This window comes from Streptomyces sp. NBC_00988, assembly GCF_045162645.1.
Classification (GTDB): Bacteria; Actinomycetota; Actinomycetes; order Streptomycetales; family Streptomycetaceae; genus Streptomyces.
Genome location: NZ_CP108730.1, coordinates 7,833,532 through 7,856,593, shown reverse-complemented (window position 1 = coordinate 7,856,593; position 23,062 = coordinate 7,833,532). Strand labels below are relative to the sequence as shown.

Genomic DNA, 23,062 nt, shown 5'->3' with positions numbered 1-23,062 from the left:
CCTCCTAGCCCAGTCGGGGCTTGATCTCTTCGATGAAGATGCTGCGCTTCTGGTCCGCCGTGAGGTGGCAGGCCGAGGCGCGGTCGGGGGCGAGCAGCGGGCGTTCGGTGGCACAGCGGGTGCCGCCGACCCGGTCCTGGAAGGTGCAGCGGGGGTGGAAGCGGCAGCCCGAGGGCGGGTTCAGGAGCGAGGGCGGGGCGCCGGGGATCGGGTCCAGCGGCGCGCTCAGGTCCGAGTCCAGGCGGGGCATGGAGTTCAACAGGCCCCAGGTGTAGGGGTGTTGGGGTGAGCGGAGGACCTCGTTCGTCGAGCCGCGCTCCACCGCGTTGCCCGCGTACATCACCATGATGTCGTCGGCCATGTCGGCGATCACACCGAGGTCGTGCGTGATGAACACGATCCCGGAGCCGAACTCCTGCTGGAGGTCCTTCAGGAGGTCGAGGATCTGGGCCTGGACCGTGACGTCGAGGGCCGTTGTCGGCTCGTCCGCGATCAGCAGGTCCGGGTCGCAGACCAGCGCCATGGCGATCATCGCGCGCTGGCGCATACCGCCGGAGAACTGGTGCGGGTAGTCCTTCGCCCGTTCCTTCGGGTTGGGGATGCCGACCTTGCCGAGCATCTCCACCGCGCGCGCCCAGGCGGCCTTCTTCGAGGCGCCCAGGTGCTTCATGTACGGCTCGGCGATCTGGCGGCCCACCGTGTAGTACGGGGAGAGCGCGGTCAGCGGGTCCTGGAAGATCATGGCGACCTTGTTGCCGCGCAGCTTCTCCATCTCGGACTCGCGGGCCGTGGTCAACTCCTGCCCGTCCAGGAGGATTTCGCCCTCGACGGTGGTGAACATCGGGTTGTGCAGGCCGAGGATCGTCAGGTTGGTGACCGACTTGCCGGAGCCCGACTCCCCCACGATGCCCAGCGTCTTGCCGCGTTCGACGTCGAAGGAGAGACCGTCGACGGCACGGACGACGCCGTCCTCGGTCTTGAAGCTGACGTGCAGGTCCCGCACCGAGAGAAAGGCACCCGCGTCGGCCGGCGAGGGAGCGCCGGCTTCCTTGGTCAATGTGGTCACGAGTGCTCCTAGGCCAGCCGCACGCGCGGGTCGATGAAGGCGTAGCAGGCGTCGACGATGATGTTGAAGAGGAGGATCATGGTGGCGGAGAAGATCATCACGCCCAGCAGCAGCGGCAGGTCGCTGAAGAACACGGCCTGGACCGCGAGGTTGCCGAGGCCCGGCAGGCTGAAGGTGTACTCGGTGATGATGGCGCCGCCGAGCAGTGCGCCCAGGTCGATGCCGAAGATGGTGACGATGGGGATCAGCGAACCGCGCCAGGCGTAGCGGAAGAAGACGTATCTGCGGGACATGCCCTTCGCCTTGGCCGTACGGACGTGTTCCTCCTGGAGCTGTTCGATCATCGCCGAGCGCGCCATACGGGTGTACTGCGCGGCGAAGATCGTGGACAGCACGACCCACGGGATGATCAGCCCGGTGAACCAACTGACCGGGTTCGCGGTGAAGTTGTTGTACGCCGGCTTCTCGAAGATGTGGGTCTGGTAGACCAGCAGCGCCAGTGCCAGCGGACCCAGGAAGTAGATCTGCATCGAGCTGAGAACCATCGCTCCGGCCGTCGCCGTCTTGTCGATCAGCGTGCCGCGCTTCCAGGCCGCTAGCAGGCCGGTGCCGAGGCCGATGAGCAGGAAGAAGAAGGCGCCGCCGAGGGTGAGCGAGATGGTGGTGGGCAGCCGGTCGATCAGCGTGGCCCAGACCTGGTCGTTGGTGTGGTACGAGTACCCGAAGCACGGGGCGGGGCACGGGCCTTGGGCGAAGCCGTTGCTGCCCATGACGAGGTTCTTGAGGAAGATCCCGTACTGCGTGCTGATCGGCTTGTCGAGGCCGAGCACGTGATGGATGTTCGCGAGGCTGGTCGGGTTGCACGTCTTGCCGCACATCAGCAGCCCCGGGTCCCGTGGCATCCCGAAGAACAGCAGGAACGTGACGATGCTCAGCAGGAACAGGATGACGACGGCGCCGAGGGTCCGGCGGACGAGGAAGCGCAGCATGACAGGGGCAGCTCTCTGACGTCGGCGGGCCGTCCGGCACCCGGTGCGCCGCCCCGGAGGGGGACGGACGCAACGGGTGCCGGACGGACGGCGGTTACTTGACGAACAGGCGTCGCGGGTCGACGCCGCCGATGACGTCGTCGTAGACGAGTCCGCCGACCTTGGAGCCGGCGATCTGGGTCTGCTTGTAGTACGCGGTCGGGACGAAGGCGACGAGGTCCTTCACGAGGTACTCGTCGATCTTCTCCCAGGCGGCCGCGGCCTTGACCGGGTCGGTGATCTTGTTCGCCGCGTCGATGTCGGCGTTCACCTTGGGGTCGTTGACCTGGGAGTAGTTCTGCGCACCGTCGGCGATGCCGCGGCCGTCGTAGAGCGGCGGGACGACGGTCGAGGCGGACGGCCAGTCGGCGCCCCACGCGGTGTGGAAGATGTCGTAGTTGTTGTCCAGCTTGCTGACCTGGTCGTAGTAGGTCTCGGCCGGGATCTCCTGGCGCTGGACGTTGAAGCCGGCCTTCTTCAGGCCCGCCGCCATGGCGGTGGAGTACTGCTGGCCCTCGGGGGTGTTGGTGTAGCCGAAGGTCAGCTTCATGTTGAGCTTGCCGGCCTTCTTCAGCAGCGCCTTGGCCTTCTCCGGGTCGCCGGCCGGCTTCTTCTTCTTGCCGAACGGGTCGAACGCGGCGTTGTAGCCGGAGACGGTCGGGCTGATGGTGCCGCCGGCGACCTCCATCGCGTCGGTGCCGCCGAAGGCACGGAGGAACGGCGTGATGGGCAGCGCGTAGGCGATGGCCTCACGCACCGTCTTGTCCTTCATGGCCGGGTGGCTGTTGTTGATGTTCATCTGTCCCACGTACGGCTGGTAGCCGGAGATCGTGCGGGACTTCATCTTCGGGTCCTTGAGGACGCTGGACAGGTTGCCCGCGTCGACCTGGTTGTTGAAGCTGATGCCGGTCTGGTCGGCGCCGCTGTCGGCGAGGAGCGCCTTCGTCGACGTCTCGTACTGCTGGTTGAACGTGAAGTTGAACTGGTCCACGTACTGGTGGCGGATCGGGTCCGTCTTCGGGTCCCAGTTGGTGTTCTTCACGAGCACCATCGACTTGCCGGACTTGAACGACTGGATCTTGTACGGGCCGCTCGTCACCGGCGACTTGTCGTACTTCGCCTGGGTGTCACCCTTGGCGGAGACGACCGCGTAGCCCGCCATGGCCAGGGCGTACGGCAGGTCGGAGTGCGCCGTCTTGAAGTGGAAGATGACGGTCTTGGCGTCCGGGGTCTCCAGGACGGTGCTCGGCAGGTGCTTGCCCTTGTACGGGCCGTCCGGCAGCAGCTTGCGGTAGTCGGCGCCGGAGGTGTCGGCCAGCCACTGCTGGAGGTAGGACGGGCCCTGGTTGATGAAGGGCGCGAAGAGCCGCTCGAAGGTCTGGCGGAAGTCCGCGGACGTGATCGGCGTGCCGTCGGCGAACTTGATGCCGTCCTTGAGCGTGTACTTCCAGGTCTTGCCGCCGTCCGTGGTGGTACCGGAGTCGGTGGCGAGGTCCCCGACGACCTCGTGTCCCTTGCCGTCGCTCGTGGTCGTCTTGTAGCCGGTGAGACCTCGGTGGATCAGGGTCGAGAGCGAGCCCTCGTCCGAGACGTAGATCTGAGCCGGGTCGAGGTGGGCGTAGCTGTCACGCTGGAGCACCTCTATCGAACCGCCCGACTTGGCGCCCGGTACTGCCGCGGCCGGTCCGGTGGAGTCCGCGGTGTCGCCGAACTTGATCGACTTCTGCTGTCTTGCCGCGTTCTCCTTGTCCTGCTTGTTGTTGTCGCTCGCGTCGCTGCCGCCCTTGCTGCAACCGGTGAGCACAAGAGCCCCGGCCGCGAGCACGGAGAGCGCGGCGTATACGTGGCGTCCGCCCCTACTCATCACTCAGTTTCCACCCATCTGTGTGTCACCAGCGCACAAAGGAATTCCCGTGCTGGATCGCCGTGCTTGATTGCCGTGCTGGATTGCTGTGTTGCCGTGCGGTAGCCGGGCGCGAACGCCCGCCAACGGACGGTCAGCGTGCCGTCTTGGGATCGAAGGCGTCCCTGACCGAGTCCCCGAGCAGGTTGAAGGCCACGATGAAGATGATCATCGAGACACCCGGGAAGAACATGTAGGTGATGTCGTTCGACATCACGAGTTCGGTGGACGCCTTGGAGAACATCTGTCCCCAGTCGGGCGTCGGTTCGACGATGCCCACGCCCAGGTAGGACAGGCCGGCCTCGGCGGTCACGAAGCCGGGAAGCATGTACGTGGACTGCACGAGGATCGGCGTGACCACGTTCGGCAGGATCTCTCTGCTGATGATCCGCCAGGACGAGGCTCCGCTGACCCGGGCCGCCTCGATGAACTCCCGTTCGCGCAGCGCCAGACTGGTGCCGCGCAGGATACGGGCCAGGCTCATCCAGCCCAGGAACCACTGCACCGCGATGAGCGCCACGACACGGACGTACGTCGGTGTCTCGTCGGTCGGGCTCACGAAGAGCGACACGACGACCGGCATGCTGGCGATGAAGAACAGCTGGGCGGGGAAGGCCAGCAGGAAGTCGATGACCCGGCTGATGAAGTAGTCGGACTTGCCGCCGAGGTAGCCGGCCGCGACGCCGAGCAGGATGCCGGTGAGGACGGTCGCGATCGTCACGCAGACGGAGATCATCAGCGAGGTGCGGATGCCGTAGACGAGCTTGGTGAACACGTCGTAGCCGTTGCCCGGTTCGAGGCCGAACCAGAACTGGCTGCTGATCCCGCCGTTGGGCTGCAGCGGGACGCCCGCGCTGTCGAAGAGCTCGGGGCGTTCGTCCGCGTACACGGTGTACGGGTCCTTGCCGTACAGCTTCGAGATCAGTGGTGCGAGGAGTCCGACGAGGAAGAAGAAGGCCACGACGTAGGCCGAGATCACGCCGGTGCGGTCGCGCTTGAAGCGGATCCACATCAGCTGGCCGGGCGACCGGCCCTCCATCTTCTTGGCCTCGGGTTCCGCCTGCGGCCCTGGTTCGCCGTCGACGACGACCGAGGTTCCGCCGCCCTCAATGTCGATAGGACTTGTCACTGTTCGCCCATTTCACAGGTGTGGGTGTGCCGAGCGGGCGACCGCCGCAGGGTGTGCGCGATCACCGTTCGGAGCTAGGAAAGAGGTCCGGAGCGCCCCGGTGCGGCGGGAGATCCCGCAGCCGGACGCGCGTAGTTGAACGGCGGCACTAGACCGCCGGCCGACTCCTCAGAGCCAATCTCCGTATGGGCGGGCGAGGTTGCTACTGACGGACGGCGTGTCCCACCTGGCGTTCGTGACACCACGCATGGGGCTCCTCCTCATGACTCCACGTGTTCACCAACAGGAGGGGGTTCACGTCTTTCCCCCGCCACCCCTGGCGGAGGGTCAGACACCCCCTGGTGCTCGCGAGTCGGCGCCGTCCCCACGGCGCGGTGACCCATTGACCCGAGCGTTACGCGGCTAACTATCTGCCATGTGCCAGGTGCCGACCACTGTCTTTAAATCTCAATTCAGTCACAGCTCGCCCGTACATCTTCCAAAACATGGACAAACTGTTCGATGCGAGAAGGCCACGAAACGGACTTGTTACATGGCTATCGGGCGAGGATCTCCGCATTACGGACAGACCGTCTCGGGAAGCGGGGCTTAATTCGGTTGCAAAAAGCCCGGGCACCCCCAAGATGGGGGCACCCGGGCTCAGTTGGCCGGTAACAGCGCCTGGAACGGCCTGCGATCGTATGCGTCAGCCGTGCTTGGCGCGGCTCGCGGAACGGCCGCGCTCCTTCTGGTCGAGGACGACCTTGCGGATGCGAACGGACTCCGGGGTCACCTCGACGCACTCGTCGTCGCGGCAGAACTCCAGGGACTGCTCCAGGGAGAGCTTGCGCGGCGGCACGATCGCCTCGAACGAGTCGGCGGCGGCCGAGCGCATGTTGGTGAGCTTCTTCTCCTTGGTGATGTTCACGTCCATGTCGTCGGCGCGCGAGTTCTCGCCGACGATCATGCCCTCGTACACCTCGGTGCCGGGGTCGGTGAACAGCACACCGCGCTCCTGGAGGTTCGTCATCGCAAACGCGGTGACGGCGCCCGCGCGGTCGGCGACCAGCGAACCGTTGTTACGGGTCGTCAGCACACCGAACCACGGCTCGTGGCCCTCGTGGATGGAGTGGGCGATGCCCGTACCGCGCGTACCGGTCAGGAACTCGGTACGGAAGCCGATGAGGCCGCGGGACGGGACGACGAACTCCAGGCGGACCCAACCGGAGCCGTGGTTGGACATGTTGTCCATCCGGCCCTTGCGGACGCCCATGAGCTGCGTGACCGCGCCCATGTGCTCCTCGGGCACGTCGATCGTCATGCGCTCGACCGGCTCGTACGTCTTGCCCTCGACCTGCTGGGTGACGACCTGCGGCTTGCCGATGGTCAGCTCGAAGCCCTCGCGGCGCATCTGCTCGACCAGGATGGCCAGCGCCAGCTCACCGCGGCCCTGCACCTCCCAGGTGTCGGGACGCTCGGTGTCGAGCACGCGCAGCGACACGTTACCGATCAGCTCGCGGTCCAGGCGGTCCTTGACCTGACGGGCGGTCACCTTGCGGTCCTTGACGGCCGCCTTCGCGGAGGCGCCCTTGCCGGTGCCGCCGCGGCCGACCAGCGGCGAGGTGTTCGTACCGATGGTCATGGAGATCGCCGGCTCGTCGACCGTGATGAGCGGCAGCGCGATCGGGTTCTCGGGGTCGGCGAGGGTCTCACCGATCATGATGTCCGGGATACCGGCCACGGCGCAGATGTCACCGGGGCCCGCCATCTCGGCCGGCTTGCGGGTGAGCGCCTCGGTCATCAGCAGCTCGGTGATGCGCACGTTGGACATCGTGCCGTCGCGCTTGATCCACGTGACGGTCTGGCCCTTGCGCAGCTCGCCCTGCTCGACGCGGAGCAGCGCGATACGGCCGAGGAAGTTGTCCGCGTCCAGGTTGGTGACGTGCGCCTGGAGCGGGGCGGCCTCGTCGAACTCGGGGGCCGGGACGTGCGACAGGATCGTGGAGAAGAACGGCTCCAGGCTGTCGCTGTCCTGCGGGACCGTGCCGTTCTCCGGCTTGGTCAGCGAGGCGACGCCGTCACGCGCACACGCGTAGACGATGGGGAACTCGATCTGCTCCTCGTCCGCGTCCAGGTCCAGGAACAGGTCGTAGGTCTCGTTGACGACCTCGTCGATCCGGGAGTCCGGGCGGTCCGTCTTGTTGATACAGAGGATGACGGGCAGGCGCTGCTGGAGCGCCTTGCGCAGCACGAAGCGGGTCTGGGGCAGCGGGCCCTCGGACGCGTCGACGAGCAGCACCACCGCGTCCACCATCGACAGACCGCGCTCGACCTCGCCACCGAAGTCGGCGTGGCCCGGGGTGTCGATGATGTTGATGGTGATGACGTCGCCGCCATCCTTCGGGTGGTACTTCACGGCCGTGTTCTTGGCCAGGATCGTGATGCCCTTCTCACGCTCCAGATCGTTCGAGTCCATCATTCGGTCGTCGAGCGATTCGGCGGCGTGCGCGGCGAAGGCACCGGCCTGCTTCAGCATGGCGTCGACGAGGGTCGTCTTCCCGTGGTCGACGTGGGCGACGATGGCGACGTTGCGGATGTCGTGGCGCGTGGCCATATTGCGGCGAACTCCCGGAGAGTGAGGAAGGCCTGCGCGTACGTCTGTGTTACGCGGACCCTGCCGGGCTGGACACGCCACGGCCTTACCCCATCGTACGTGGCGTACGGGGAAGGGGCCTCCGCAGGGCCTTACGGGCGGCGCCGGAACCGGTCAGACGCCGGTCACGGCAAGGGATCCGGCGGGGCACAGTTTCACGGCGGCGACCTTGGCCGGGACGCCCTCGGACGGCTCGGAACAGGGCAGGAACCCTCCGCCGTAGGTGTCCCAGGTGTGCACATGGCCGTGCACCGGCTGGTTCAGTCCGCAGGTATATGTGAAGTCGGCCTCGATCAGGTCGACCGAATCCCAGGCGTAGTACAGCTGCCAGGGTCCGGCGATCTCGTTGAAAAAGTCCGTCTTCTCGTGCCCGGCCGTTTCGGACGGCCCGGCGAGCGGGTTGTCCGTCTTCAGATGCGTGCCCAGCGCCTTGATCACGCGGGCGGCGCCGACACCCTCGGGCGGATGGGTCACGGTGGGGCGGTAGACGGTGTCGGAGACGGGTTCGATGACACCCTGGTACCCGCCGTCGGCGTACGTGATCCTGTCGGGCAGCCCGGTCAGCCGCTCGACGTGCCGGATGCCGGTCCAGGCGTACGTCCCGTGCGTGCAGATCGTGGCCGCGTCGGCGGCGAGCCGGCCGGCACCCGCCGTGACACCACAACCCGCCGCACCCGCACCCAGTACCGCCACGGCCACCGCCGCTCCCCAGCCCCGCATGTCCCACCCCCGTACGACGACCGCCGCCCCGCAAGTAGCTGCGGGACGGCGGCCATGCTCGTCATGTGCGGGTGATGTTAATCCCTAGTCCTTGGTCGGGCTGGCCGAGGGGTGGGCGCCCTTCTTCAGGAAGCCCATGTCCTCGTAGACCGGGGTCTGGAAACCGAAGGAGCCGGCGTTGACGATCGTCCTGCGGGCGGCCGTGAGCTGGGGGCGCTGGTAGAGGGGGATCGAGCCGGCCGCCGCCCAGATGCGGGCGTCGGCCTTGCGGACCAGGGCGGCGGACTCGTCCTCGTCGAGGGTCGAGGCGGCCTGGTCGAAGAGCTGGTCGACCTGGTCGGTGCCGACGCGGGTGTAGTTCTGCTCGACGTTCAGGGAGCCGTCCGCGGCCGGGACCGGCTTGGCGAAGATCGGGCGGGCGTCGGTGGCGGGGAAGGCGGACGCGGGCCAGGAGTAGAGGGCGAGGTCGTACTGGCCGGACGCGATGTGGTCCTTGAAGTAGCTGTCGTCGGAGACCTTGGTGATCTCCGTGCGGATGCCGACCTTCGCCAGCATCCGGGAGATGCTGTCGGCGACCGCGCTCAGCGACTCCGAACCGGTGCCGGACGGGAGCACGAAGCGGAGGGTGAGCGGCTTGCCGTCCTTGGCGAGCGGCCCGGTCTTCGCGCCCGCCGGAGCGGCCGTGCCCTTGGGGGCGTACGCGCCGGGCGCGCCACCCTGCTTCACCTTGCGGCCGTCGTACTGCTTGCCGTCGGCGAGGTGCTTGGAGCCCTCGTCGCCGCCGTGCCCGGAAGCCTTGTCGTGCTTCTTGGTGTGGTCCTGCGGGTCCTTGTTGTCCTCGCCGACGATGTACTGCCCGTCGGAGCCGCCCTCGGACTCGGCAGCGTCGTCGGACTTCTTGCTCTTCTTGCCCTCGGCGCCGGCCGCCTTCCCGCCCTTGTCCTTGAGCGGTCCGCCGGGTACCCAGCCGGCGTCGGTGAGCAGCGCCTGCGCCTCCGTGGTGTCGTGGTCGCCGAGCGCGCCGCTGTTGTCGGCGTACGCGGCCTGGCCGGAGAGCGCGAGGTGGCTGCCGACCGGCACGGCGGGCAGGCCGAGCGGCTTGAGTACGACCTTCGCCAGCTCGGTGCGGTCGAGCGCGCGGGCCACCGCACGCCGGACGCGCTCGTCGGCGAGAGGGCCTTCGGAGCCGTTGAGGGCGAGCTGGGTGTAGGCGGGCTCGAAGGAGCGGCGGACGGTGAAGGCGCGCAACTCGTCCTGCTGGCGCAGGTACTTGGCGAGCGCCTTGCGCTCCTTCTTGCTGAGCTTCTTCTTCTGCCGGCTCTCGTTCTTGTTCTCGTCCTTGCTCGTCGGGCTCGCGCCCTGGAGCGGGGTGCTCGTCCCCTTGGCGCGGCCCGCGAGCGCGATACGGCTCGCGTCGGCGGGGTCGATCTCGGCCAGGTCGACCGTGCCGTCGGCGAGCGCGGCGGCCCGCTTGTCGAGCGGTACGGCGTGCAGCACGATCTCGGAGAGCTTCGCGGGCCGGCCCCACCAGTGCGGGTTGCGGGCGAGGACGATCTCCTTGTCCTTGCGGTCGATCTTCTGCACCCCGAAGGCGCCGGCGGTGACCTTCAGCTTGCGGCGCGCGCCGTCGTTGAAGGCGTCCGGGGTGCCCATGACGTCCTTGGGGTACAGCGGCGAGAACAGCGCCTTCCAGTCGGCGTACGGCCGGCTGAAGGTGACCTTGACCTCAAGGTTGTTGGCGCCGCGCTCGATCTTCTCGATGCGGTCGTAACCGGCGTTGCGCGCGGTCCAGTACGCGGAGTCCTTGCCGGACAGGGCGCGCCACTGGGCGGCGAAGTCGGCGGCGCCGATCTCGCGGCCGTCGCTCCACACGGCCTGCTGGTCCAGCTTGTAGAGGACGACCTGCTTGGGCTCGGTGTCGACGACCTTCGCGGACTCCAGGTAGTCGGCGTCGCGCTGCGGGCGGCCCTGCGCGTCGAGCCGGAACATCGCGGGCAGGACGGCCTGGGCGACGCGGGTGGTGGCGTCGTCGGCGTCCGACTGGAAGGTGTTGAGGGTCTCCGGTACGTCGTCGACGGCCCAGTTCAGGGTGCCGCCGTCGGCGACCAGGTCACGGCCGACCGGGGCGATGTCCTGGCCGGCGAGCGGCTTGCCCGACTCGTCGTCGGAACCGCACGCCGCGAGGGTGGGCACCGCGAGCGCGCCCGCGGTGAGGAAGGCGACCGAGCGCATGACCGCGCGCAGTCTGACGCCGTCGTGGGACATCACTGCTACCTCCGGTAAGCCGCGGGCTTCTGATCACTTTTGGGCGTATATGGAGCTGATCAGATCTTTGCGGCCACTGAAGAGGAAACGGTTCGGCCATGAAGGGCGACACGGCGAGGGGCGCCGGGAAGCCCACCCGTGCGGCGCAATGTTCGAATCTGCCCCCGTACACACCAACGCACCCCGGCCAATCCGTGCACACCGCTTCCCACCGGGAGGTGTGGCGCGCAACACTCGCAGGCGCATGAACGTTGCCGTCCAGGGCCGACGCCCACGGAAGCGAGGTCATGTCATGTCCGTGCACGACGAACTGACGTCAGTCCAGCGCTGTCTCGACGACCTGTTCAGGTCGGTGGGGCGGCTGGAGAACCAATTCGGCAGCGGCGGCCTGGAAATGCGCAGGGTCAAGGCCGACGCCGACCGGCTGCGCGAGAGCGTCGCGCTGCTGCGTGACGCCGCACCAGGGATCGAGCGCCCCCGGCGCCCCGATCTCGTCTCCATCCCCGACACCCCCTACGACAACACCCTGTGGACGGACTCGGACGACGAAGGACTCGGCGCCCACGACCGCCACGCACCCTGAACCGACCGGAGTCCTGACTTGGCCACTGGTACGGAACCCCAACCGAAGAGCGGCGGCGTACACACCGGTACGCGCGCCGCGATCGACGCCCCGCATCTGCGGACCGACCGCTGGTGGCTGGCCCCGGCCGTCACCGCCGCCGGACTGCTGGCCTTCGTCGTCTACTCGACCTGGCGGGCCTTCGCGGACTCGAACTACTACTCGGCGCCCTACGTCTCGCCGTTCTACTCGCCCTGTCTGGCCGACCGGTGCCGGACGATGCACGCGGGCCCGAACGCGGATCTCTTCGGGAGCTGGTGGGGCATCTCCCCCGCCATCATCATCCTGATCTTCCCGCTCGGCTTCCGCCTGACCTGCTACTACTACCGCAAGGCCTACTACCGGGGCTTCTGGGCCTCGCCCCCGGCCTGCGCGGTGGCCGAGCCGCACAAGAAGTACAGCGGTGAGACCCGCTTCCCGCTGATCCTGCAGAACGTCCACCGGTACTTCTTCTACGCGGCGCTCCTGGTGGCGGGCACGCTGACGTACGACACCGTGCTGACCTTCCGCGACGAGCACTACCACTGGGGCCACATGGGCCTGGGCACCCTCGTCTTCGTGGCCAACATCGTGCTGATCTGGGCGTACACCCTGTCCTGCCACTCCTGCCGGCACATCGTCGGCGGCAAGCTCAAGCACTTCTCCAAGCATCCCGTGCGGTACAAGGCGTGGAAGTTCGTGGGGAAGCTGAACGACCGTCATATGCAGCTCGCCTGGGCGTCGTTGATCAGCGTGGCGGCTGCCGATTTCTACGTGTACCTGGTCGCCTCCGGCGCTTTCAACGATCCGAGGTTCTTCTGATGTCCGTGGTCGAGCGACAGGAGTGGGACGTCGTCGTGGTCGGTGCCGGTGGCGCCGGTCTGCGGGCCGCCATCGAGGCGCGCGAGCGCGGTGCCCGTACGGCGGTGATCTGCAAGTCGCTGTTCGGCAAGGCCCACACGGTGATGGCCGAGGGCGGCATCGCGGCGGCGATGGCCAACGTCAACGAGCACGACAACTGGCAGGTCCACTTCCGCGACACCCTGCGCGGCGGCAAGTTCCTCAACCAGTGGCGCATGTCGGAGCTGCACGCGAAGGAAGCCCCGGACCGGGTCTGGGAGTTGGAGACCTGGGGCGCCCTCTTCGACCGTACGAAAGACGGCAAGATCTCCCAGCGCAACTTCGGTGGCCACGAGTACCCGCGCCTCGCACACGTCGGCGACCGTACGGGACTTGAGCTGATCCGCACGCTCCAGCAGAAGATCGTGTCGCTCCAGCAGGAGGACCACAAGGAGACCGGTGACTACGAGTCCCGTCTGAAGGTCTATCAGGAGTGCACGGTCACAAGGGTGTTGAAGGACGGCAGCCGCGTCTCCGGGGTCTTCGCCTACGAGCGCGAGACCGGCCGCTTCATGGTCCTCGAAGCCCCCTCCGTGGTGATCGCGACGGGCGGGATCGGCAAGTCCTTCAAGGTGACGTCGAATTCGTGGGAGTACACGGGCGACGGGCACGCGCTGGCGCTGCTCGCCGGAGCGCCTCTCCTCAACATGGAGTTCGTGCAGTTCCACCCCACGGGCATGGTCTGGCCGCCGTCCGTGAAGGGCATCCTGGTCACCGAGTCGGTTCGCGGCGACGGCGGGGTGCTGCGCAACTCCGAGGACAAACGGTTCATGTTCGACTACATCCCCGACGTCTTCAAGGAGAAGTACGCCGAGTCGGAGGCGGAGGGCGACCGCTGGTACGAGGACCCCGACAACAACCGCCGTCCCCCCGAACTGCTCCCCCGCGACGAGGTCGCCCGCGCCATCAACTCCGAGGTGAAGGCGGGCCGCGGCTCACCGCACGGCGGGGTCTTCCTGGACGTGTCGACGCGTATGCCGGCGGAGGTGATCCGGCGCCGACTCCCGTCCATGTACCACCAGTTCAAGGAGTTGGCCGACGTCGACATCACGGCGGAGGCGATGGAGGTCGGGCCGACCTGTCACTACGTGATGGGCGGTGTCGCGGTCGAGTCGGACACGGCGGCGGCGCGCGGGGTACCGGGGCTGTTCGCGGCGGGTGAGGTGGCCGGCGGCATGCACGGCTCCAACCGGCTCGGCGGCAACTCCCTGTCCGACCTGCTGGTGTTCGGCCGCCGGGCGGGCTGGCACGCGGCGGACCACGCGGCCGACCTGGCGGACAGCCGCCCGCTGGTGGACGACACGGAGGTCGACCTGGCGGCGGCGGAGGCACTGCGCCCCTTCTCGGCGGAGGGCCCCGAACCCGGGCAGGAGAACGGCCGCCCGCCGGAGAACCCGTACACCCTCCACCAGGAACTCCAGCAGACCATGAACGACCTCGTCGGCATCATCCGCCGCGAGGGCGAGATGGAACAGGCGCTGGAGAAACTGGCGGATCTTCGAGTACGGGCCCGCAGGGCGGGAGTCGAGGGCCACCGGCAGTTCAACCCCGGCTGGCATCTCGCCCTGGACCTGCGGAACATGCTGCTGGTCAGCGAGTGCGTGGCGCGGGCCGCGCTGGAGCGCACCGAGTCGCGGGGTGGACACACCCGCGAGGACCACCCCGGCATGAACCGCGACTGGCGCCGCATCAACCTGATCTGCCAACTGACGCACCCCAACGGCGGGTTGGCGGCCGCGGACCCGGTGTCCGGCCAGATCAGCCTGACCCGCGAGACGACCGACCCCATCCGCGCCGACCTGCTCGCCCTCTTCGAGAAGGAAGAGCTGGTCAAGTACCTCGCCGAAGAGGAGCTGTACGAGTGAGCAGCTACGAAGCCCGCTTCAAGGTGTGGCGGGGGGACGTCGAGGGCGGCGACCTGGAGGACTTCAAGGTCGAGGTCAACGACGGCGAGGTGATCCTCGACATCATCCACCGCATCCAGGCCACCCAGGCCTCTGACCTCGCCGTGCGCTGGAACTGCAAGGCGGGCAAGTGCGGTTCGTGCTCGGCGGAGATCAACGGCCGCCCCCGGCTGATGTGCATGACCCGCATGTCGGTGTTCACCCGCGAGGAGACGATCACGGTCACGCCCCTGCGTGCCTTCCCCGTGATCCGCGACCTGGTCACGGACGTCGGCTTCAACTACCAGAAGGCCAGGGAGATTCCGTCGTTCGTACCGCCGGAGGGGGTCGCGGCCGGCGAGTACCGGATGATGCAGGAGGACGTCGACCGCTCGCAGGAGTTCCGCAAGTGCATCGAGTGCTTCCTGTGCCAGGACACCTGCCACGTCGTCCGCGACCACGAGGAGAACAAGACGGCGTTCGCCGGCCCCCGATTCCTCATGCGGGTCGCGGAGTTGGACATGCACCCGCTGGACGCGGCGGCGGACTCCGGCCTCGACCGCAAGAAGACCGCCCAGGACGAACACGGCCTCGGCTACTGCAACATCACCAAGTGCTGCAGCGAGGTCTGCCCCGAGGGCATCCACATCACGGACAACGCGCTGATCCCCTTGAAAGAACGGGCAGTCGACCGCAAGTACGACCCGCTGGTGTGGCTGGGGTCGAAGATCAGGAGGCGTTCTTCGTAGGCTTCGCGGGGTTGAGGGCGGCACCTTGTACCAGGACCCCGGCGAAGACCACGACGGCACCGACCACTGCGAACGGGGCCAGCCGCGAGTCGTCCGGGCCCTGGAACGGCCCGAAGAACACGCACGCGGCAAGCCCCGCGTCGCTGACCAGGATGCTGTAGCCCCACAGCCGGGGTCGCACGATGCGGTTCCGGCGCGCGAGCGGGGTCCAGCCGCGCGTGATCGCGCCGAGGCCGACACCGGCGAGGACGGCGATCAGCAGCGCTGCCAGGGTCAGTTCGATGCCGCTCATGTCCGCTCCACGAAGGACAGCGCCTGCTGGAGGTTGTGTTCCGCGATGCCGCGCATGAACTCCGGGTCGGGGAAGTCCCCGACGTCCAAGAGGCGTAGGGGGCCTGCCACGAGGGAGAGGTGCATGGCCAGGCCGTAGAGGCGCAGGCGGTCGGCGTCGAGGGCCTTGGTGTGTTCGGTGCGCAGGGCGTCGTAGTGGGGGCCGAAGCGCAGGCGGAGGAAGGCGTGCTCCCACTCGGCGTCGAAGTACATGAGGCCTTCGATGTCGATGAGGGCGAGGACTCCGTCCGGCGTCACGCGGACGTGGTCGGGGCCGAGTTCGCCGTGGATGAGGGTGGGGGGCTCGGTGCGGGGTCGGACCTGAGCCGCCAACGTCCTTATCGCATCGGACAGTTGGGGGTGGACGGCTGCTGCTCGTGGGTCGCGTGCCGGTAGTTCGTCGAGGTCGCTCAGGGCTCGTTCGGCTACGACCGCCTCGCACGAACCGCCGTACGAGGAGCCGCCGTTGTCGACGACAGCGACCTTGCCGATGCGCGGGCCCGTGCAGGAGTGCAGGGTGTCGAGCAGGGCCGTCATCCGCTCCAGCGCCGCCGCTTTCGGTACGGCGGCCGGGGCGCCGTTCAGCTGGTCCTCCAGGGTGCCGCCCGGGAGGTCCTCGACGATCGCCACGTCCGCCGGGAGGTGGGTGTGCGTGGGGTCGGCGTGGAGGAGACGCGGGGCGCGGACGCCGGCTGCGGCGAGGCGGTTCGCCGCCGCGGTGAAGAGGGTGAGGCCGGAGGCGTGGGAGAAGGGGTCGCGGGGGTCGCCGGGGCCGGCGTCCCAGAGGTCCTCGTCCGGGGACCAGACGTAGGCCACGGCGGTCGAACGGTCCTGGAAGGCGAGGCGGTAGACGCCCTTCTTCGAACCGCCGCGGAGGCGGGTCACGTCGTTCAGCGTGTGGCCGAGGGCGTGGGCGAAGGGGGCGAAGTCGGTGGGAGTGAGGGTCTTGCGGGTGGTGGTCACGGGGTCGCGGGGCGCTGCGCGCGGTACTGCAGTGCGCCGCCGAGGAGGATCAGGGTGAGCGCCGTCGCCGCGCCCGCGTCGTCCATGGCCAGGGAATCCGACCACCAGTGCAGGGACATCCCCGTCCCCATGCCCAGTGCCGAGGTCAGCGCGCCGTATCCCCACAACTCCGGCCGTACGACCCTGCCTCGCACCATCGGCAACAGCCAACCGGTCGTCACCGCGACGACTCCGATCGCCGCAAGCAGCAACAACGCCAGCGCGGCCAACTCTGTCAACAACATCGCCCACCCCCATCGGACTCGACTGATCATCGCACCCACGGCTGTGAACAGCACGGTGTTTTACGGGACTTGAACACCTACTCGTACTCAGCGCACCCAGCCCTCCCGGTACGCCGTCCAGTCCGCCTCCGTCGCCGCGAAGTCGACGTACAGGGCGACACCGAAGTTCGTACGGTCCGCGTCCGTGCGGGACAGGCCGAGGCGGACGCCGCGTACGGCGGCGGGGACGGTCTCGGCGGCGCCGCGGTGGCCGAAGCGGTTCTCGTGGAAGAAGGGCAGGCCCATGAGGAGGTCGGTGGAGTCCGGGGTGACCTCCAGGGCGAGCGAGGTCTGTTGGGCGACGTAGCCGCCGTAGAGGCTCTGCAGGGGTTGCATCGTGTCGTACGACATGACGGCGATCTGGTCCACGCGGCGGGCCACCTGTCCGAAGTACGCCTGCGACCACCACTTGGGGTGGTTGGTGACGGTGCCCCAGAAGGAGTGGAAGGCGGGGAGCGGGTCGATCTGGTGGGCGGCGACGGAGAGTTGGGCGTCGTGGGCCCGGGTGACCTCGTGGAGCCTGTCGAGGAGGTCGAGGTAGTTCGCGTCGCCGGAGTGGAGGGGTTCCAGGTCGAAGTGGGCGCCCTCGAAACCGGCGGCGAGGATCTGGCGGGTCGAGGCGACGATCGCTGTCCGGGTCGAGGCGTTCTGCAGGCGCAGGCCGTCCGGGCTCTCGGTGGCGAGCTTGTCACCCAGCCAGGCCTGGACCCGGACCCCGGGCAGCTCCCTGTGCACCGACTCGATCAACCAGGCCGCCTTGGGATAGTCCGACTCCGGGAGGGTGCCGTCGTGCTCCAGGGGGCCTGAATGGACGTACAGGTCGCGGATACCGGTGCTTTTCAGCCGCCGGGCCAGCGCTGCCACGTCCCCGTCGGTCTTACGCCCGTCCACCCACGCGTGGCCCAGCCAGATCGCGTCCTGGCCCCGGGTGTACGTGCCGTCGGACGGCTCACCGACGTAATTCACGCGGAGGGCGATCTCGGCACCGAGGATGGGCAGCAGCAAGGCGAGTACGAGGGCGAGGGCGCTCCGCCGAACCCACTTCGCTTTCCCACCCCGCCCACCCCTCCCACCCGTACTACTTTCGTCGTCGGGTGCGGGTGGCCCCTGTGGGGGTACGCCACCGTCGGCGACCTCGGGCGGATCGGTCGCCGCAGACGCGCCGGTCCCCACAGGCGCGTCACGCTTCCCGATCCCCGGCTCCCCAGGCTCGGCGCCGTCGCCGTCCGCCGGACAGGCCGGTGCCTCCCGCTCTCCGCCCTCCGAACCCTCAGCCAGGTCTCCCCCACGTATCTCCGGATCCCGACCAGCCCCGATCCCCGGCTCAGCGGACCCAGCCCCCACTCCCCCCGAACCCCCTGCATGCCCCATCCCCGTGCCACCCCTCCCCATAGCTGAACCCCTCGCACCCCACACGCCCCCACGTCCCACCCCAGGCTCATCCCGGTCGCGCGCCCGCAATCCTGCTCATACGCTCCGAAATGTGACGTCATCCTTGATACGGGGCCGGCCGCGGCGCGGGACCTCCCATATATCCGTGCGGGTGGGGCATGCCGTGCTGGGTGGGGCGGTCGGGGTCGTGTGGCTGGTGTTGCCGGTGATGACGATCAATGCGGAGGCTCCGGTTGCGGCCGCCCGGGGCGGGCCCGTCGCCGGTGCGGGCGAACACGGGGAGCAGGAGGCCGAGGGGACGACCTCCGGCGCCGATCTCGTCCTCCCCCTCGTCGCCGTCGGCGGAGTGGCCGTACTCGCGGGGTACGGGTATGTGCGGCGCACCCGTAGGGCCCGTACCCGTACGACTCCCGGTGTCGGTGTCGTGTCACCCCAGCCCCCCGTGACCCCGCTCCCCGTACTGGAACGCCAGGCCGGTGCCGCCCTCGTCCAGGCCGACGACTGTCTGCGCACGAGCCGTGAGGAACTCGCCTTCGTCGAGGCCCGGTTCGGGGCGGCGGCCGTCGAACCGTTCGTACGGGCCCTGCGGGACGCCGAGCGCGAGCTCTCCGCCGCCTTCGCGATACGCCTGCGCTACGACCGAGGTGTCCCGGAACCGAAAGAGGAAGCCGCCCGGCGGCAAGCCCTCGCCGGCATCGTCGGACGGTGTGCCGAAGCCGGGCGGCGGCTGGACACCGAAACGCCCGCCTTCGATCAACTCCGGTCATTGGAGCAGGAGATGAACGAAGCGCTCGGCGTCGCGGAGGCCCGGTTCCGCGAACTGGCCGGCCGTACAGGGGCCGTGGACGCCACCCTCGCCGACCTGCACGCCCGCTACCCGGCACCCGCGACCGCGACCACCACCGTCACTGGGTACGTCGAACAGGCCAAGGACCGGCTCGTGTTCGCCACCACCCACCTCAACCAGGCCCGCCAGGCAGCCGACTTGGGACACACCGGCGAGGCCATACGGTCCCTCCGCGCCGCCGAGGGCGCCATCAGCCAGGCCGACACCTTCCTGAACGACGTCGACCGGCTCGCCAACTCACTCGCCGCCGCAGCGGAGTTGGTACCCGCCACACTCACCGGCGCCGAATCCGACATCGCAAGGGCAACGGCCGCATCACCGACAGGGCCGCTCCACACCCACGTCGCCCACGCCCACATCACCCTCGCCGCCGTACGAGAAGAACTCACCGGCGACCGCCCCTACGGCTACGACCCCCTCGACGCCCTGCGCCGCATCGTCCAGGCCATGCTGCCGCTGGGCGGGACGCGGGACGGAGTCCTCGGCGCCGCCGCGTGGCTCGTCGGGCGGAGTGACGTGGGCTCGGCGGACGGTTTCGTGGCGACGCACCGGGGTGCCGTGGGCGTGGAAGCCCGCACCCGGCTGGCCGAAGCGGAGCTGCTGCTCACCACCGACCCCGCCGCGGCCGACGTACCCGCGCTGGAGGCCCGCGAGTCGGCCGAGCAGGACGTCCGTGTGCACGGGAACCCGTACGCCGGTGCCGCCGACGAGCACACGAGCGGGGTCGGCGGGGCGGTCCTCGGCGGAATCCTCCTCGGCGAGGACCCGGACGGCGGCCCACCCCTCACCTTCGGCGGACCGGCCACACGGAAACGCCGCGCGCTCCCGCCGACGTAGAACTCCGCAGTCGGCATCGACAGGCACAGGCCGGACCGCCGGCCGGCCGCCCCCGGAACAACGAAAGCAGCCGGAATCACCGGAGCCGTCAGAACAGACTCAGCAACGCCTCCGCCGGATCCACCAACCCGTTCTCCCCGTCCGGCAACGGCAGTTCGAACCACACCGTCTTGCCGCGTGGCGTCCGGCGGGAGCCCCAGGCCGCCGACAGGAGGCCGACCAGTTGGAGGCCCCGGCCGCCCTCGTCCGTGTCGCGGGCGCGGCGGCGGCGTGGCTGGACCAGGCCCGCGTCCCAGACCTCGCACACCAGGGTGCGGTCCAGCAGGAGACGGAGCCGGATCTCGCCCTCGCCGTACCGCAGCGCGTTCGTCACCAGTTCGCTGACCAGCAACTCGGCGGTGTCGATGAGGGGTTCAAGGTCCCAGGACTGGAGGCGGGCGCGGGCGTACTCGCGGGCGCGGCCCACGCTGCGGGGTTCGCGCGGCAGGGTCCAGTCGCCGACCGAGTCGGCCGGCAGGCCCTGGACGCGGGCCATGAGGAGCGCGATGTCGTCCTCGCCGTGGTGGGTGTCGAGGGTGCTGAGGACGTGGTCGCAGACGTCCTCCAGGTCGCGGTGGGTCTCGGCGTTCAGGGCCGCCGCGGTGGACGGGTTGCCGTCGGACGGACCACGGGTCGCCGGGTCGGTCAGCGCGCCCACGAACGCCTGGAGGCCCTCGTCCAGGGGGTGGTCGCGGGATTCGACCAGTCCGTCCGTGTAGAGCGCCAGGAGTGCGCCTTCGGGGAGTTCGACCTCCACCTCCTCGAAGGGTTCGCCGCCGACCCCCAGGGGCATGCCGGGCGGGACGTCGAGCATCAGCGCGGCCTCGCCGGGTTCCACCAGGACCGGCGGGAGGTGGCCCGCGTTGGCGAACGTGCAGCGCCTGGTCACCGAGTCGTAGACCGCGTAGATACAGGTGGCCAGATACACCTCGGCCAGGTCCGCCTCGCGGGGGCGGCGGGCCGCCCGGGTGGCCTGCTGAACTCCGCCGGGGGTGCCGAGGCCGCGCGCGATCTCGTCCAACGCCGAGAGGACTTCGGCCGGTTCGAGGTCGAGGAGGGCCAACGTGCGGACGGCCGTGCGGAGTTCGCCCATCGCCACCGCCGCGCGTAGACCGCGTCCCATCACGTCTCCGACCACCAACGCCGTGCGGTGGCCGGGGAGTTCGATGACGTCGAACCAGTCGCCGCCGACCTCCGTCGCCGCGTTCCCGGGCAGGTAGCGGCAGGCGATGTCGAGGCCGGAGGCCTCCGGGTCGCCGGGCGGGAGGAGGGACCGCTGCAGTATCAACGCCCGTTCGTGCTCACGCCGGTACAGCCGCGCGTTGTCGATACAGACGGCGGCCCGCGCCGCCAGCTCCACCGCGAGATCCCGGTCCCGGTCCCCGAACGGCTCGCTGCCCTTCGTCCGGGCGAACTGCGCGAGTCCTACGACGGTGTCGTGGGCGACCATCGGCACGGCCAGCGTGGACTGGACCGGGCCGCCCTCCTCGGCGGGGACGTACTGCGGGCGGGCGGTGCGCAGGGCGTCCGCGCAGGGCGAGTTGAAGGGGTAGTGGTGGACCGCGCCCACGGCCACGGGTGCGCCGCCGCCTACGAAGGGGGCGTCGGAGACCGCGCTGGCGAAGGCCACCCGGCGGAGTTCCGCGCTGCCGTCGGCGCGGCCCGGCGGGGTCTCGTCGCCGGCCAGGAGGCCCTGGTAGAGGTCGACGGTCGCGAGGTCGCAGAAGCCGGGGACGACGACGTCGAGGAGTTCGCGGGCCGTGGTCTCCAGGTCGAGGGAGTTCCCGATGCGGGCGCCGGCCTCGTTCAGAAGGGCGAGATTGCGCCGCGCGGAGGCGGCCTCGCGGGCGGCGGCGCGGCGGGCGGTGACGTCGGTGCCGAGCCAGGCGATGCCGATGGGGCGGCCGCTGCCGCTGTGCACGCGGTAGAGGTTGATGGACCAGTGCCGGCGCTCCTCGGAACCCGGGACCAGGCCGGTGACATGCATGTCCGTGATGGAGTTGCCGGTCTCCAGGACGCGGCGCAGGGTCGCGGTGACCCGCTCGGCCTCGGGGCTCTGCAGATAGTCGTGGACGCCCCGGCCGCGGTGGTCCTCGGGGCTGCCGCCGAAGGTGTTGGCGATCTGCTGGTTGGCCCGCCGGACCCGCAGGTCGGGGTCGATCAGCAGGAACCCGAACGGAGATTGACCGAATATCGACTGCGAGGCGGCGAGATCGGTCTCGATACGACGCAGGATGCGGACGTCGACGACGATGCAGACGGCGGCCCGCTCGCCCTCCTCGGTCCGCGTCGGCATCACATAGACCTCGGCGAGACCCTCCTTGCCCGGCTCGCCCCCGGCGGTCCCCGGCGCCTTGAAGGGAACCACTCCGGTCCACTCCCGGCCGTCCAGGATCTCGGCCATCTTCCGCTGGCCGCGCTCGTGCAGTTCGGGGTCGACGAACGCCTCGATGGGATCCATGCCCACCGCGCGGTCGGTGGGGATGCCGAACAGCTGCTCGGCCCGCAGGCTCCACTGGTCGACGAGCCCGTCGGGGCCTATGGAGAAGGAGGCGACCTTGATGTAGTCGTAGATCGAACCGGGTGGGCTGCTCTGCCACATGGCGTCGCCGACGGTCATCGCGTCGCCGCCGGACACACCCGCCATGACGTCGGCGGCGGTCACGCCGTCGCCTCCGGGCACGTCGATGTGACTCGCGGCCTCAGCCCTCGCGCGGTCCGACGGGTCCTCGGACTCCGTGGCCTTCGCTGGTATCTCGCTCACGCGAACCGTCCCCTCCAGCTCACCGCGTCCGGCACCGGTCACCGGGGGCGGCTGCCCGCAGTATCCAGCACTACGGCGCCGCACAACACGGTGTTCACGATCACAGGACAATCCCGATGCATTTCGGACCTGCCTGCGACAACACTCCCAGTCTTCTAACCAGCGGACACGCAGTCGAACCACGCGGATCGACAACCGTCACAGGCCTGGACCACTCGATGGACACGACTGTCCGGTTCGTACAGCTGTGTTCGCCCTCGGTTCACCCGGGTACGGCCAGCTCGAACCACACGGTCTTGCCCGTCTCGCCGGGCCGGGTGCCCCAGCGGACGCAGGCGCCGGCGACGAGTTGGAGACCCCGGCCGCTCTCGTCCTCGGGGCGGGCGACGCGCTCGCGGGGCGGGTCGGGCAGCGGGTCGGAGACCTCGACCAGCAGCACACCGGCCGGGCCGACGGGCCGGACCAGCCGGACGCCGATGGGGCCGGTGGCGTGCCGCAGCGCGTTGGTCACCAGCTCGCTGACCAACAGCGCCGCGATGTCGGCGAGGGCGTCGAGGTCCCAGTCGCGCAACTGGCCGCGGACGGCGGTGCGTGCGGTGCGGACGGCTCCGGGGTCCGCGGGAAAGGTCCACTCGGCGCAGTCGCCTTCGGTGTCGATCAAGCCGATCACATCCCGGGCCAGCCAGCTCAC

General features: G+C 69.2%; 18 protein-coding genes. 5 read left to right on the top strand and 13 right to left on the bottom strand.

All coding sequences use genetic code 11. The features are described from left to right. Positions 1-4: 4 nt before the first annotated feature. From OG496_RS36275 to OG496_RS36245, 7 genes are all read right to left on the bottom strand, one after another. Positions 5-1,066: an ABC transporter ATP-binding protein gene (locus OG496_RS36275; protein ID WP_366489650.1), complete on the bottom strand. Its 1,062-nt coding sequence runs from the start codon at positions 1,064-1,066 to the stop codon at positions 5-7. Positions 1,067-1,074: 8 nt separating this feature from the next. Next, on the bottom strand, positions 1,075-2,055 hold the full coding sequence (locus OG496_RS36270; RefSeq protein WP_366489649.1) for an ABC transporter permease: 981 nt from the start codon (positions 2,053-2,055) through the stop codon (positions 1,075-1,077). 94 nt (positions 2,056-2,149) lie between these two features. Next, complete coding sequence (locus tag OG496_RS36265) at positions 2,150-3,958, bottom strand: ABC transporter substrate-binding protein (protein ID WP_366489648.1); 1,809 nt, start codon at positions 3,956-3,958, stop codon at positions 2,150-2,152. Positions 3,959-4,091: 133 nt separating this feature from the next. Further along, the gene (locus OG496_RS36260) at positions 4,092-5,126 is read right to left on the bottom strand and encodes an ABC transporter permease (protein ID WP_366489647.1); all 1,035 of its coding nucleotides are present in this window, start codon (positions 5,124-5,126) and stop codon (positions 4,092-4,094) included. Between the two features lie 685 nt (positions 5,127-5,811). Continuing rightward, a complete protein-coding gene (typA, locus tag OG496_RS36255) occupies positions 5,812-7,719 on the bottom strand; it encodes a translational GTPase TypA (protein WP_366489645.1) in 1,908 nt (635 codons plus the stop codon). 153 nt (positions 7,720-7,872) lie between these two features. Further along, positions 7,873-8,478 carry a hypothetical protein gene (locus tag OG496_RS36250; RefSeq protein WP_405973897.1) on the bottom strand — a complete coding sequence of 202 codons (606 nt, stop codon included), beginning with the start codon at positions 8,476-8,478 and terminating at the stop codon, positions 7,873-7,875. An 84-nt stretch (positions 8,479-8,562) separates the two neighbouring features. Beyond that, a complete protein-coding gene (locus OG496_RS36245; RefSeq protein ID WP_405973896.1) occupies positions 8,563-10,743 on the bottom strand; it encodes an ABC transporter family substrate-binding protein in 2,181 nt (726 codons plus the stop codon). 292 nt (positions 10,744-11,035) lie between these two features. On the opposite strand from OG496_RS36245, the gene OG496_RS36240 reads away from it, so the two are divergent. Genes OG496_RS36240 through OG496_RS36225 form a run of 4 tightly spaced genes read left to right on the top strand, consistent with a single transcriptional unit; the run spans position 11,036 to position 14,876 of the window. Further along, a complete protein-coding gene (locus tag OG496_RS36240; protein ID WP_019058435.1) occupies positions 11,036-11,326 on the top strand; it encodes a hypothetical protein in 291 nt (96 codons plus the stop codon). Between the two features lie 18 nt (positions 11,327-11,344). Beyond that, entirely contained in the window at positions 11,345-12,166 is an 822-nt protein-coding gene (locus OG496_RS36235) for a hypothetical protein (RefSeq protein ID WP_405973895.1), read from the top strand. After that, positions 12,166-14,109, top strand: coding sequence for a fumarate reductase/succinate dehydrogenase flavoprotein subunit (locus OG496_RS36230; protein ID WP_405973894.1), 1,944 nt, complete (start codon positions 12,166-12,168; stop codon positions 14,107-14,109). Before OG496_RS36235 ends, OG496_RS36230 begins: the two co-directional genes overlap by 1 nt. Next, the gene (locus OG496_RS36225) at positions 14,106-14,876 is read left to right on the top strand and encodes a succinate dehydrogenase/fumarate reductase iron-sulfur subunit (RefSeq protein WP_405973893.1); all 771 of its coding nucleotides are present in this window, start codon (positions 14,106-14,108) and stop codon (positions 14,874-14,876) included. Before OG496_RS36230 ends, OG496_RS36225 begins: the two co-directional genes overlap by 4 nt. Here OG496_RS36225 and OG496_RS36220 read toward each other — a convergent pair. The 4 genes from OG496_RS36220 to OG496_RS36205 form a co-directional block, all read right to left on the bottom strand. Then, a complete protein-coding gene (locus OG496_RS36220; protein ID WP_405973892.1) occupies positions 14,857-15,168 on the bottom strand; it encodes a hypothetical protein in 312 nt (103 codons plus the stop codon). The genes OG496_RS36225 and OG496_RS36220 overlap by 20 nt on opposite strands. Then, positions 15,165-16,169 carry a phosphotransferase family protein gene (locus tag OG496_RS36215; RefSeq protein WP_405973891.1) on the bottom strand — a complete coding sequence of 335 codons (1,005 nt, stop codon included), beginning with the start codon at positions 16,167-16,169 and terminating at the stop codon, positions 15,165-15,167. The genes OG496_RS36220 and OG496_RS36215 overlap by 4 nt, the downstream gene beginning before the upstream one ends. Beyond that, complete coding sequence (locus OG496_RS36210) at positions 16,166-16,453, bottom strand: hypothetical protein (protein ID WP_366489637.1); 288 nt, start codon at positions 16,451-16,453, stop codon at positions 16,166-16,168. Before OG496_RS36210 ends, OG496_RS36215 begins: the two co-directional genes overlap by 4 nt. 87 nt (positions 16,454-16,540) lie before the next feature. After that, complete coding sequence (locus OG496_RS36205; protein ID WP_405973890.1) at positions 16,541-17,863, bottom strand: hypothetical protein; 1,323 nt, start codon at positions 17,861-17,863, stop codon at positions 16,541-16,543. A gap of 229 nt (positions 17,864-18,092) precedes the next feature. Here OG496_RS36205 and OG496_RS36200 point away from each other — a divergent pair, with 229 nt between their 5' ends. Beyond that, on the top strand, positions 18,093-19,568 hold the full coding sequence (locus OG496_RS36200; RefSeq protein WP_405976783.1) for a hypothetical protein: 1,476 nt from the start codon (positions 18,093-18,095) through the stop codon (positions 19,566-19,568). An 88-nt stretch (positions 19,569-19,656) separates the two neighbouring features. Here OG496_RS36200 and OG496_RS36195 read toward each other — a convergent pair whose 3' ends face one another. Both OG496_RS36195 and OG496_RS36190 read right to left on the bottom strand, forming a co-directional pair. Then, the gene (locus OG496_RS36195; RefSeq protein WP_366489635.1) at positions 19,657-22,371 is read right to left on the bottom strand and encodes a SpoIIE family protein phosphatase; all 2,715 of its coding nucleotides are present in this window, start codon (positions 22,369-22,371) and stop codon (positions 19,657-19,659) included. A gap of 262 nt (positions 22,372-22,633) precedes the next feature. Then, on the bottom strand, positions 22,634-23,041 hold the full coding sequence (locus OG496_RS36190; RefSeq protein ID WP_405976782.1) for an ATP-binding protein: 408 nt from the start codon (positions 23,039-23,041) through the stop codon (positions 22,634-22,636). Positions 23,042-23,062: the final 21 nt, after the last annotated feature.

What these genes read in the sequence shown, in the direction of transcription:
- OG496_RS36230 (WP_405973894.1), top strand. Translation starts at nt 12,166, where the DNA reads ATGTCCGTGGTCGAGCGACAGGAGTGGGACGTCGTCGTGGTCGGTGCC.
- OG496_RS36240 (WP_019058435.1), top strand. Translation starts at nt 11,036, where the DNA reads ATGTCCGTGCACGACGAACTGACGTCAGTCCAGCGCTGTCTCGACGAC.
- OG496_RS36270 (WP_366489649.1), bottom strand. Translation starts at nt 2,055, where the DNA reads ATGCTGCGCTTCCTCGTCCGCCGGACCCTCGGCGCCGTCGTCATCCTG.
- typA (WP_366489645.1), bottom strand. Translation starts at nt 7,719, where the DNA reads ATGGCCACGCGCCACGACATCCGCAACGTCGCCATCGTCGCCCACGTC.
- OG496_RS36205 (WP_405973890.1), bottom strand. Translation starts at nt 17,863, where the DNA reads ATGGGGCATGCAGGGGGTTCGGGGGGAGTGGGGGCTGGGTCCGCTGAG.
- OG496_RS36250 (WP_405973897.1), bottom strand. Translation starts at nt 8,478, where the DNA reads ATGCGGGGCTGGGGAGCGGCGGTGGCCGTGGCGGTACTGGGTGCGGGT.
- OG496_RS36200 (WP_405976783.1), top strand. Translation starts at nt 18,093, where the DNA reads ATGACGATCAATGCGGAGGCTCCGGTTGCGGCCGCCCGGGGCGGGCCC.
- OG496_RS36245 (WP_405973896.1), bottom strand. Translation starts at nt 10,743, where the DNA reads ATGTCCCACGACGGCGTCAGACTGCGCGCGGTCATGCGCTCGGTCGCC.
- OG496_RS36210 (WP_366489637.1), bottom strand. Translation starts at nt 16,453, where the DNA reads ATGTTGTTGACAGAGTTGGCCGCGCTGGCGTTGTTGCTGCTTGCGGCG.
- OG496_RS36220 (WP_405973892.1), bottom strand. Translation starts at nt 15,168, where the DNA reads ATGAGCGGCATCGAACTGACCCTGGCAGCGCTGCTGATCGCCGTCCTC.
- OG496_RS36265 (WP_366489648.1), bottom strand. Translation starts at nt 3,958, where the DNA reads ATGAGTAGGGGCGGACGCCACGTATACGCCGCGCTCTCCGTGCTCGCG.